This is a genomic window from Streptomyces sp. NPDC051662 (genome assembly GCF_040681655.1).
Taxonomy (GTDB): Bacteria; Actinomycetota; Actinomycetes; order Streptomycetales; family Streptomycetaceae; genus Streptomyces.
Genome location: NZ_JBFAZD010000040.1, coordinates 60530 through 72508 on the forward strand (window position 1 = coordinate 60530; position 11979 = coordinate 72508).

Genomic DNA, 11979 nt, shown 5'->3' on the forward strand with positions numbered 1-11979 from the left:
GCGGCGCTCAGTAGTGCGTCGTGATGCCGAACTTCTCGCGGAGCCTGGCCATGTCGTGGCGGTCCCGGTCGGCCGGCTCGTACCCCTGGTGGAAGAGGACCTGCTGCCCGGCGGAGATACATCCGACCGTCGTCCCCCCGATGGTGCCCGTGGTGAAGCACTCCGCCGGGTACACATAGGGCTGCTCCGGGTCCAGTGACGACTGGAGCGCCGAGCCGTCCGGGGCGAAGGAGAGGGGGTGGAAATCGATCTCCTCGCCCGTCGGGCGGGCGAGGACGAACCGCACCGGGCGCCAGTCCAGGGTCTCGGCGAAGCCCGCGGCGGAGAGCGCCTCGATGACACGGGGTTCCTGGTCGGCGCGGTGCAGGAGGTCCAGATCGCGGTGGGGGCGGGTCTGGGTGCCGAGCAGGGCGTCGATGCCCCAGCCTCCGGCGATCCAGACGTCCGCGCCGGCCTTCCGCAGCAGGGTCAGCACGGACAGCACGTCGTCGGCGTTCATCACGCGTCGCGACGCTACGCCGTCAACTCCGCTCGCCGCCAGTCGATTTCGCGGACCTGTGTCCGGGCCGGGGAGCGCACAGGCCGCGGGGAGCGAGTTGGGTCGGGCGCATTGACACACCTCACCCGCGGCCCGATTCTGAGAGCGCTCTCAACCCGCTCTCAACCCCACACAGCAGGAGGTAGAGCGTGCTTGGTACCAGAAAGTTGCTCGCGGCACTGGCCGCCGCGGTGATCTTCGCGACGGGGTTCACGGCCGCCGGCCCCGCGGCACCCGCCGAGGCCGCGGTTCCCACGACCATTCCGCTCACCATCACGAACAACTCCGGCCGCACGGACCCGGTCTACATCTACAACCTCGGCACCCTGCTCACGACGGGCCAGCAGGGCTGGGCCGACGCGAACGGTACGTTCCACGCCTGGCCCGCCGGCGGCAATCCCCCCACCCCGGCGCCCGACGCGTCGATCGCCGGACCCGCCAACGGGCAGTCCACGACGATCCGGATGCCGAAGTTCTCCGGCAGGGTCTACTTCTCGTACGGTCAGAAGCTCGACTTCAGGCTGACGACCGGCGGGCTGGTGCAGCCCGCCGTACAGAATCCGTCCGACCCGAACCGGAACATCCTGTTCAACTGGACCGAATACACACTCAATGACAGCGGGCTGTGGATCAACAGCACACAGGTCGATATGTTCTCGGCGCCCTACGCCGTCGGCGTCCGGGCCCCCAACGGGACCACCAAGACCACCGGCCATCTCAAGGCGGGCGGTTACAAGGGGTTCTTCGACTCCCTCAGGAGCCAGCCGGGCGGCTGGGCGAACCTGATCCAGACCCGGTCCGACGGCACGATCCTGCGCGCCCTCTCGCCCGGTCACGGCATCGGGGCCGGCAACCTGCCCGCCTCCGTGATGGACGACTACATCAACCGGGTGTGGAGCAGATACACCACCTCCACGCTGACGGTGACACCCTTCACGGACCAGCCGAACACCAAGTACTTCGGCCGGGTCTCGGGCAACACCATGAACTTCACCAACAGCGCGGGAGCGGTCGTCACGTCCTTCCAGAAGCCGGACTCCGACTCGATCTTCGGCTGCTACAAGCTGCTGGACGCGCCGAACGACCTGGTACGCGGCCCGATCTCGCGCACGCTCTGCGCGGGGTTCAACCGCTCCACGCTCCTGGTCAACCCCAACCAGCCGGACACGAGTCCGGCCAACTTCTACCAGGACACGGTCACCAACCACTACGCCAGGAAGATCCACGCGCAGATGGCCGACGGCAAGGCGTACGCCTTCGCCTTCGACGATGTCGGCGCCCACGAGTCACTGGTGCACGACGGTGACCCGCAGCAGGCCTCCATCACGCTCGACCCGTTCAACTGATCCCACGCCGTCACACATGACCGTCCCATGACCGGTCGGTTTACTCCGGTCATGGGGCGGGGCGATGGGTGGGCCGAGTGGCCCTCGCGGGAGCGGCCCTCACAGAAACGGCGGCCTCACGGGAACAGCAGGATTCCCGCCAGGACGATCACGATGATCGCGATGACGACGGCCATGACCTTCCAGGCCGTGCTGTGGACCGGGGGCGGCCCCTTCGGCCCGCCTCCGCGCGGCCGGTCCTCCGGGAGCTGCGGGTTCTCCGGCCGGCCATGTGCGTAGAAGTCGGCGTCGCTGGCCATGGCAACCCCCTCACAGAGGTCGACGAGGGCCCCGCCCGGCTCGGCTCGGGCGGGAGCCGCGGTAGGTATTCCTACCATTCCTCTACATTTTACCCACAAATCGGGCAAAATGTAGAGGAAATATATGCCTCGGTTTCAGTGGATCGGGCGGTGGACGTTCTCGCGCCGGGACGGTCCCGGAGTCGCGTCCGCGATCCAGGGGCCCTCGCCGCTCGGGTCGATGATCCCGGCCTCCAGCCAGGTGTACGTACCGGTCAGGACGCCGTTCACGACCTTGCGGTCCAGATCGTCCGTGTTGGACCAGAGCCGTGTGAACAGCTCCTCGACCCGGATACGGGCCTGCCGGCAGAAGACGTCCGCCAGCTGGTACGCCTCACGGCCGTGGTCGCCGCTCGTCCGCATCAGCTCGGCCCGTACGCAGGCCGCGCTCATCGCGAACAGCTCGGCGCCGATGTCCACGATCCGGCCGAGGAAGCCCTGCTTGGTCTCCATCCGGCCCTGCCAGCGCGACATGGCGTAGAAGGTGGAACGGGCGAGCTTGCGCGCGTTGCGCTCGACATAGCGCAGATGCGTCGACAGATCCGGGTGTCCCGCCGGATGGAACTCCGCGTACGAGCCGGGCAGTTGGCCCGGACCCGCGACCAGCTGCGGCAGCCAGCGGGCGTAGAACCGGCCCGCCTGCGCACCGGCCCGCGCCTTGTCCGAGAGCGACTTCTCCGGATCGATGATGTCGCCCGCGACGGACAGATGGGCGTCGACCGCCTCGCGCGCGATCAGCAGATGCATGATCTCGGTCGAGCCCTCGAAGATCCGGTTGATCCGCAGATCGCGGAGCATCTGCTCGGCGGGTACCGCGCGTTCGCCGCGCGCGGCCAGGGAGTCCGCGGTCTCGAAGCCGCGACCGCCCCGGATCTGGACCAGTTCGTCGGCCATCAGACAGCTCATCTCGGAGCCGTACAGCTTGGCCAGGGCCGCTTCGATCCTGATGTCGTTGCGGTCCTCGTCCGCCATCTGGGAGGCCAGATCCACGACCGCCTCCAGCGCGAACGTGGTGGCCGCGATGAACGAGATCTTCGCGCCCACGGCCTCGTGGCGGCCGACCGGCCTGCCCCACTGCTCACGGGCGGCCGACCATTCGCGGGCGATCTTCAGACACCACTTGCCCGCGCCCACGCACATCGCGGGCAGCGAGAGCCTGCCGGTGTTGAGGGTGGTGAGGGCGATCTTCAGACCCGCGCCCTCGGGGCCGATACGGTTCGCGGCGGGCACCCGGACCTGGTGGAAGCGGGTGACGCCGTTCTCCAGACCGCGCAGGCCCATGAAGGCGTTGCGGTTCTCGACCGTGATGCCCGGGGAGCCGGCCTCGACGACGAACGCCGTGATGCCGCCCTTCCCGCCCTCCGTCTTCGGTACGCGCGCCATCACGACGAGCAGATCGGCGACGACTCCATTGGTCGTCCACAGCTTCACGCCGTCGAGGACGTACGAGTCGCCGTCGGGCACGGCGGTGGTGGCCAGCCGGGCGGGGTCGGAGCCCACGTCCGGCTCGGTGAGGAGGAAGGCCGAGATGTCGGTGCGGGCCAGGCGCGGCAGGAAGGTGTCCTTCTGCTCCTGGGTGCCGAAAAGCTTCAGCGGCTGCGGTACGCCGATCGACTGATGGGCGGAGAGCAGCGCGCCGATCGCCGGACTGGCGGAGCCGACCAGGGCCAGGGCCTTGTTGTAGTACACCTGGGTGAGACCGAGGCCGCCGTATTTGGTCTCGATCTTCATCCCGAGCGCGCCCAGTTCCTTGAGGCCGTTGATCACCTCGTCGGGGATCCTGGCCTCGCGCTCGATCCGCGCGCCGTCGATCCTCGTCTCGCTGAACTCACGGAGCTTCGTCAGGAACTGCTCGCCGCGCTTGACGTCCTCGGACGCCGGCATCGGGTGCGGATGGATGAGATCGAGGCGGAAGCGGCCGAGGAACATCTCCTTGGCGAAGCTCGGCTTGCGCCAGCCCTGTTCCCGGGCCGCTTCGGCGACCTGGCGCGCTTCTCGCTCGGAGACCTTGGGCTTGCCCTGGGGTTCCTGCGGTGCGGATGCTGCTGAGGGTGCGGATGGGGCGGACATGAGGAACTCACCTCGCCGCGGAGTCGGGTCCAGTGACGGTTCAACCGGCCTGGTACTACTCGTCCGTATCTACCCGATTCCCGCGCCCCGCACCAGTCGTGGCGCGGGGCTCGGGAGAGTCATGGCGAGGGAGCCGGGACCTTCCGTAGGAGTGCCCGAGGCTTTCTAGAGGGCGAGGCCCGTGAGCACCATGACGCGCTCGTATGTGTAGTCGTCCATCGCGAACCGGACGCCCTCACGGCCGACGCCGGACTGCTTGGCACCGCCGTACGGCATCTGGTCGGCGCGGTACGAGGGGACGTCGCCGATGATCACGCCGCCGACCTCCAGCGCGCGGTGGGCGCGGAAGGCGGCTTGCAGGTCATGGGTGAACACCCCGGCCTGGAGGCCGTACTTCGAGTCGTTGACCTTCTCGAACGCCTCGGTCTCGCTCTCGACCCGGCGGAGGGTGAGGACGGGCCCGAAGACCTCCTCGCAGGAGATCGTGACGTCCTCGGGGACCTCGGAGAGGACGGTCGGCGCGTACGTGGCGCCGTCCCGCTTGCCGCCCGTGAGCAGCTGGGCACCGGCCCGTACCGCCTCGTCGACCCACGACTCGACACGCTTGGCCGCGTCCTCGCTGACGAGCGGCCCCACGTCCGTGGCGTCGTCGCCGGGGTCGCCGGTGACCTGGGCCTCGACCGCGGCGATGACCTTGGGGACGAGACGTTCGTACACCGAGGCGTCCGCGATCACGCGCTGGACGGAGATACAGGACTGGCCGCCCTGATAGTTCGAGAACGTGGCGATCCGGGTCGCCGCCCAGTCCAGGTCCTTCTCGCTCGCGTAGTCGGCGAGGACGACGGCCGCGCCGTTGCCGCCGAGTTCGAGCGTGCAGTGCTTGCGCGGGACGGAGTCCATGATCGCGAAGCCGACCTTGTCCGAGCCGGTGAAGGAGATCACCGGCAGCCGCTCGTCCTGGACGAGGGCGGGCATCCGGTCGTTCGGCACGGGCAGTACGGACCAGGCTCCGGCCGGCAGATCGGTCTCGGCGAGCAGCTCGCCGAGGAGAAGGCCGGAGAGCGGGGTCGCCGGGGCGGGCTTGAGGATGATCGGGGCACCGACCGCGATGGCCGGGGCGATCTTGTGGGCGCAGAGGTTGAGCGGGAAGTTGAACGGCGCGATGCCGAGGACGACGCCACGAGGGAAGCGGCGGGTCAGGGCGAGCCGGCCGACGCCGCCCGCGTCGGTGTCGAGTCGCTGGGCGTCCCCGCCGTTGAAGCGGCGGGCCTCCTCGGCGGCGAAGCGGAAGACGGAGACCGCGCGGCCGACTTCGCCCCGGGCCCACTTGAGGGGCTTGCCGTTCTCGGCGGAGATCAGCCGGGCGATCTCCTCGGTGCGCTCCACGAGCCTGCGGGACACATGGTCGAGCGCGGCGGCCCGTACGTGCGCGGGCGTCGCGGCGAACTCGTCCAGGACCGCGTGCGCGGCGGCCACGGCCTCCTCGACCTGGTCCTCGGTCGGCACGGCCACGGTGCCGACGAGCCGGCCGTCCCAGGGGGAGGTGACGTCGAAGGTGTCCTCGCCGGTGGCCTGGCGGCCGGCGAGCCAGAAAGCGTGGGTGGAAGTCATTGCGAGTCCGGGCCCTTCCGAAGAGATGGGGGTGTCTGGTTCCACGGTAGGGGTGCGGGCATGGGTGGTCGTTTATCCGGGGTGGAGTGATGTGGTGGAGGGTGTGCTACGCAATGTCGTAAGCGGAGGCGCCGCGGCGGGCATGGTCCCGCCACAAGGCCGCTCGGCTGCTTTGCCACTCACTGCTCGGCCACTCGGCCACTCGGCTGCTCTGCTGCTCGGCTGCTCTGCTACTCGGCTACTCGGCTACTCGGTCGAGGGCACGGGCGACGCCGTCGTCTTCAGGGCCAGCCACAGCTCCATCCGTACGTCCGGGTCGTCCAGCGAGCGGCCAAGGATCTCCTCCACCCGCCGCATGCGGTAGCGCAGCGTATGGCGGTGGACCCCGAGGTCCGCCGCCGCCGCGTCCCACTGGCCGTGGCGGGAGAGCCAGGCCCGCAGCGAGGCCACCAGATCACCGCGGCCCTTCGCGTCGTGCTCGTACAGGGCGCGCAGCATGCCGTCGGCGAAGGCGCGTACCGCGTCGTCCGCGAGCAGCGGAAGGATCGATCCCGCCGCCAAGTCCTCATGCTCGACCAGCGCGCGGCCACGCCGCCGTGCCACCGAGAGGGCCTGTTCGGCCTGTTTGTACGCACCCGCCGCCGCGATCGGGCCCGTCGGCGCGGAGAGCCCGATGACAACCCCGGCCTCTTCGGCGTCGCGTCGCGCGTATCCCTCGCAGGCCGTGACCACCGCCCCGCCGTCCACCGCGAGCACCATGAGCCGTTCCTCACCGTCCGGGACCGCGAGCACCGCCTCGCCCGCGCGTGCCGCCGCGGCCTCCAGCGCCTCCGCGAGCAGTTGGAGCGGATGGTCGGCCTCGGGGTCCGGCGCGGGCTTCACCGACTTCGCCGAATTCCCCGATTCGGCCGATTCGGCGACCAGCAGCCGGAACGGGGCGTCGAGCAGGCCCCCGTACAGATCCCCGGCCACGGCCCGCGCGTGGTCGGGCTGGCCGGAGAGCAGCATCCGCAGCACGGCCGAACCGAGCCGCTGTTCGGCGGCCTGAAGGGCGCGTGACCGTTCCGTCGTCAGCGTCAGCAGGGCGATCGCCGAGTGGACCGCGTACCGCTCCGCGGTACCCAGCGCGGCTCCTGTGCCGACGGCGAGCGCGCCGCGCACCCGCCGGCCCGTGCCGAGGGACTGGAGCTCGACCCGGTCCTCGGCCCCGCCGGACGCCTCGTCCAGCGCGTCACCCGAGGCCCCGACCACCGCGCTCGCGGGCGCCGGGCGCTCCCGCAGCCGTTCCACCTCACCGGTCAGCCGGGCGGCCCGGCGCGCGGCCCACTCGGGCGCGGCGGCGACCACGGCGCCCGACGCGTCGTACAGCGCCGCCCAACCATCCACATACGCGGCGAGCCGGGCCAGCAGCGCCGCGGGCCCCTCGGCCAGCGCGGCGCGGGTCAGCTCCCGCTGGGCCTCGAACCCCGCGGTGACCGCGCGGTACTGATCGGCGGCGAGCGCCGCCGAGACGGCCTTGCTGATGGCGAGGAAAGGCGTACGCCGTGGAACGCCAAGCAGCGGCAGCCCGGCCTCCCGCGCCGCCTCGACCAGCGCATCGGGGACGTCCTCGTAGTTCACGCCGACGGCGAAGCCGAGCCCGGCGACCCCGGCGCCGACCAGCCTGCGCACATAGCGCCGCATGGCCTCCGGATCGGCGGCGTCCAGCGTCGTCGCCGTGATGAGGAGCAGTTCCCCGCCCTCCATGTAGGGCACGGGGTCGGCCAGCTCGCTCGCGTGGACCCAGCGCACAGGCGTCTGCAGCCGGTCCTCCCCCGCACGCACGGTCAGATTGAGCGCCGAGTGCTGGACGAGCGAGGCGAGGGTGGGCGGCATGGTGGAACCGTAGGGCCTTCGGCGATCGAGGGGCAGGGCGGCGGCCGGATGACGCCACCTTGGACGATTACGCCGCTCCGTACGAACGGCGTCCCTCAATTCTGCCAGCTTGTACGAGCCGACGGCCGGTGGCGGCCGGGCGGCCGTACGCGGGCGGACGTCCGGCCGCGGCCGGGCGTCCGTACGCGGGTGGCGGACGGTCGCCGTGGCCGGGTGGCGCGGGCTCCCGGGTCAGCTCCGCAGATCCACCAGCAGGGGCGGCGCGTGGTCGCCCCCCACCGTCCGCAGCGACAGCACCGCGTGCCCGGCGGGGACCGAGTGCGCCAGCTCGGAGGCCGACCAGCGCTCCCGCTCGACCTTCCGTACGGTCACCGCGTCCGTCGTCACGGCCTTGCCGGTGACCAGTTTCCGGAACGCGTGAATGGCCCGAGTCAGTGGCTGGTCGGCGAAGACCGTGCGCTGGGTGACGTCCCGAGTCTCCACCCACTCCGTGCCCCAGGCCTCCGCGAAGCGCTTGCCGTCCCAGGTGGTGATCCCGGAGAACGCCATCCGGCAGCCGACGGCCCCGAGGAGCGCGGTGTGCAGCGCCTCCGGCACATCGTCGAGCGTGCGCAGGGTGAGCAGTGCGCCCGCGTTGACCGACCGCAGCCGCTGCACTCCGCGCAGGGTCTGGCCGGTGAGGGTGCGGGTCGCGTCGTCGAGGACGAGGCAGGCGAAGAGCGAGCGGTCGGCGCGTACGGCGGCGTTCGCCGTGAACTGGGCGAGTACGAGCCTGGCCAGCATCCGCGAGGCCTCGGCGTGTCCGCGCTCGGGCAGGTCGATACGGACCCGGAGCGGATGCTGCAGGGTGCGCAGCGAGAACGGCCGGGTCCTGCCGCTGGTGTCGAAGAAGCCCGCGAACGCCGGGCGGTCGAGCAGTGCGATCCGGTCGGCGAGCGCGCTCCCGGCGTCCCCGGGGGCTCCGGACTGCCGTTCCCTGGTGTCGAGTTCACGCCGCATGGCGTGGTGGCCCCCGGCGTCGAGCGCCTCGCGCAGGGCCGCCAGCGCGGCGGGCGTGCCGTCGAGCAGCTCGCGCAGCTCGGGGACGGCGGGCAGCCGGCCGTGTGCCGCGTGGAACGGGCCGAGCAGCTGCGCGAGCGCGGTGGTGGCGCGCCTGCCGTCGGTGTCGGTGAGATCGCCGACCAGGCCCTCGGCGAGTACGGCGGCGGCCTCGTCCGGGTCGGTCGTCCCCCCGTACAGATCGAGGTCGTACACCGATGCCGGGTCGCCGAGCCGGACCACGACGTCATAGGCGCTGTCAGGACCGAGCTGGGTGCCGGCGGCGCAGACGGCGATGACGACGGCCTGTCCGGCGAGCGCCTGGAGGGAGAGCGACTCGACGACCGGCCGGACGAGCGCGTGGGTCTTACCGGCGCCCGGCGGCCCCACGGCCAGCAGCGAGGTCCCCAGCAGGCCCGGCTCCAGCGCGAGCCCCGACCCGCGCCGGGGGTACGGGTTGCGCTCCCCGTCGTGGACCGTGCCGAGCCGGACCTGTCGTACGAGCAGATCGTGCCGGGCCGCGCGGACGGGCAGGTCGCGGTTGCCCGACGGATGGACGCAGGCCGCGGCGCCATGGCCCCGCACCGCCTCGGCGAACGCCGTGAGCCGGGAGGGATCGGCTCGTACGGAGTGCCAGGCGCGCCGGATCCGGGCGTAGTCGACATCGTTCATCCGCCCGTCGCGCACCTCGGCGGCGAGCCGCGCGGCGGTCCCGCCCTGGCCGGCGGACCGGAGCTCGGGCCACTCGGCCAGATCGTCCTCGGGCTCCGGGGGCGGGGGCGCGGTCTCCTTCGGGGCGACGCCGGGGACCCGGCCCAGCACGCGGCGGGCGAGCTCGGGCCAGCGGCCGAGCCGTCCGAAGAGGACGAGGAGCCCGCCGATGACCAGCGCGTTGTAGATGCCCTGGGCGACAGCGCCTTCCTGTGTACCGATCCACCAGCGGTCCGGAGTGAGGAGAAAGAGCGGCCAGAGCCAGAAACGACCCAGATAGCCGTTCGACAGCAGCGACCAGAGCAGCAGGCCCGCGAGGAACGAGATCAGCGCGCCGGTGACCAGCTGCCGTGCCGGTGTGCGCTCCGGCTCCTCCGGGGGGCGTGGCCTGTGTCCGTAGGCCCAGGTCCCGGGCGCGTCCGCGACCCGGGGCACCCGCAGCCACTCGCCCAGCGTCGGGCCGCTGTCCGGGGCGCGTTCCGGCGCGGGGGGTGGAGCCGTCTCGAAGGCGCCGGTTCTGTAGGCGCCGATCTCGTAGGCACCGGTCTCGTAGGCACCGGTCTCGTAGGCACCGGACGGCGGACCTGCCGGAGACGGCAAGGACGTCGGCATCGGCGGTGGCGCGGGGGGTGGCGTGGGCGGCGGCCCCGCCGGCCGCGGCACAGGGGTGGCGCGCGTGCCCTGGGAGTCGTGCGTGCCGTCGGTGTCCATGAACCCCTGCCCCCTACCAGTCGGGCCCGCGCCGCGCGGTCCGCCCTGTGCAAGCGTCGATCTCGTGTGCAAGCGTCAATCTAGTGCCCGCGCACGGGTAGTTCACCGTTCCGCGCGCACAGGGTGTCGCCCGCCCCGCCGTACCTCCCGGCCCCGACGCGTGGGCCACCTGTCCGTCACGGACAACGACACGCCCCGGTTACTACCGAACGGCGCATGCCCGCACCCCGCCCCCACCCCTAGCCTGCGAGGAAAGCCGAAGAAAGACCCCGGAAACACCCCCAGGAGCCCCTCATGACCGCCATTCCGCAGGAGCGCCGCCTCGTCACCGCCGTCCCCGGTCCGAAGTCGCGGGAGTTGCAGGCCCGCCGTACCGCCGCGGTCGCCGGTGGCGTCGGGTCCGTGCTGCCCGTGTTCGCCGCCCGCGCCGACGGCGGGATCCTTGAGGACGTGGACGGCAACCGACTGATCGACTTCGGTTCCGGGATCGCCGTGACCTCGGTCGGTGCCAGCGCCGAGGCCGTCGTACGCCGCGCCTCCGCCCAGCTCGCGGACTTCACCCACACCTGTTTCATGGTCACGCCGTACGAGGGGTACGTCGAGGTCTGTGAGCGGCTCGCCGAGCTGACCCCGGGTGACCACGCGAAGAAGTCCGCTCTGTTCAACTCCGGCGCCGAGGCCGTCGAGAACGCCGTGAAGATCGCCCGTGCGTACACCAAGCGGCAGGCCGTGGTCGTGTTCGACCACGGCTATCACGGCCGTACGAACCTCACCATGGCGCTGACCTCGAAGAACATGCCGTACAAGAATGGCTTCGGGCCGTTCGCCCCGGAGATCTACCGGGTGCCGGTCGCCTATGGATACCGCTGGCCGACCGGTCCCGAGAACTGCGGCCCCGAGGCATCCGCCCAGGTCATCGACCAGATCAGCAAGCAGATCGGGGCCGACAACGTCGCCGCGATCATCATCGAGCCGGTGCTCGGCGAGGGCGGCTTCATCGAGCCGGCCAAGGGCTTCCTGCCCGCGCTGGCGACGTTCGCCAAGGACAACGGGATCGTGTTCGTGGCGGACGAGATCCAGTCCGGCTTCTGCCGTACCGGCCAGTGGTTCGCCTGTGAGGACGAGGGCGTCGTGCCCGACCTGATCACCACCGCCAAGGGCATCGCGGGCGGTCTGCCGCTCGCCGCCGTCACCGGCCGCGCCGAGATCATGGACGCCGCGCACTCGGGCGGCCTGGGCGGTACGTACGGCGGCAACCCGGTGGCCTGTGCCGCCGCGCTCGGCTCCATCGAGACGATGCGGGAACAGGACCTCGTCGGGAAAGCCCGCCGTATCGAGACGGTCATGAAGGGCCGGCTCTCCGCGCTGCGCGAGAAGTACGACCTCATCGGTGATGTCCGCGGCCGGGGCGCGATGATCGCGATCGAGCTGGTGAAGAACCGCGAGACGAAGGAGCCGGCCCCGGAGGCGACCGCCGCGCTCGCCAAGGCGTGCCACGCGGCGGGGCTACTGGTCCTGACCTGTGGCACTTACGGCAATGTGCTGCGCTTCCTGCCGCCGCTGGTGATCGGCGAGGACCTGCTGAACGAGGGCCTGGACATCATCGAGCAGGCCTTCGCCACCGTCTGAGCTGCCGGAACGGCGGACCGGGGGCGGCGCGCCGCCCCCTGGATGGGGAACGGGGTGGTCACACCCTGGGCGGTGAGTGTCTTGAGCAGTCCTGCGGGCATGTCCAGCTCGT

At 71.3% G+C, this 11979-nt stretch carries 8 protein-coding genes; 2 read left to right on the plus strand and 6 right to left on the minus strand.

Features of this window, described 5'->3' with window-relative positions; genetic code table 11:
- Positions 1–7 precede the first annotated feature (7 nt).
- Positions 8–499 (minus strand): amino acid transporter, encoded by a 492-nt coding sequence (locus AB0M67_RS38300; RefSeq protein WP_365752409.1) that lies wholly within the window; start codon positions 497–499, stop codon positions 8–10.
- A gap of 230 nt (positions 500–729) precedes the next feature.
- Here AB0M67_RS38300 and AB0M67_RS38305 point away from each other — a divergent pair, with 230 nt between their 5' ends.
- A complete protein-coding gene (locus AB0M67_RS38305) occupies positions 730–1884 on the plus strand; it encodes a glycoside hydrolase family 64 protein (protein ID WP_365752411.1) in 1155 nt (384 codons plus the stop codon).
- Positions 1885–2000: 116 nt separating this feature from the next.
- Here AB0M67_RS38305 and AB0M67_RS38310 read toward each other — a convergent pair whose 3' ends face one another.
- From AB0M67_RS38310 to AB0M67_RS38330, 5 genes are all read right to left on the minus strand, one after another.
- Entirely contained in the window at positions 2001–2183 is a 183-nt protein-coding gene (locus AB0M67_RS38310; protein ID WP_365752393.1) for a hypothetical protein, read from the minus strand.
- Positions 2184–2318: 135 nt separating this feature from the next.
- Complete coding sequence (locus tag AB0M67_RS38315; RefSeq protein WP_365752395.1) at positions 2319–4292, minus strand: acyl-CoA dehydrogenase family protein; 1974 nt, start codon at positions 4290–4292, stop codon at positions 2319–2321.
- A gap of 165 nt (positions 4293–4457) precedes the next feature.
- Complete coding sequence (locus AB0M67_RS38320; RefSeq protein WP_365752397.1) at positions 4458–5903, minus strand: aldehyde dehydrogenase family protein; 1446 nt, start codon at positions 5901–5903, stop codon at positions 4458–4460.
- 246 nt (positions 5904–6149) lie between these two features.
- Complete coding sequence (locus tag AB0M67_RS38325) at positions 6150–7778, minus strand: PucR family transcriptional regulator (RefSeq protein ID WP_365752399.1); 1629 nt, start codon at positions 7776–7778, stop codon at positions 6150–6152.
- A gap of 231 nt (positions 7779–8009) precedes the next feature.
- Complete coding sequence (locus tag AB0M67_RS38330) at positions 8010–10238, minus strand: ATP-binding protein (RefSeq protein WP_365752401.1); 2229 nt, start codon at positions 10236–10238, stop codon at positions 8010–8012.
- Between the two features lie 294 nt (positions 10239–10532).
- On the opposite strand from AB0M67_RS38330, the gene gabT reads away from it, so the two are divergent.
- Complete coding sequence (gabT, locus tag AB0M67_RS38335; protein ID WP_365752403.1) at positions 10533–11867, plus strand: 4-aminobutyrate--2-oxoglutarate transaminase; 1335 nt, start codon at positions 10533–10535, stop codon at positions 11865–11867.
- The last annotated feature ends 112 nt before the right edge of the window (positions 11868–11979 follow it).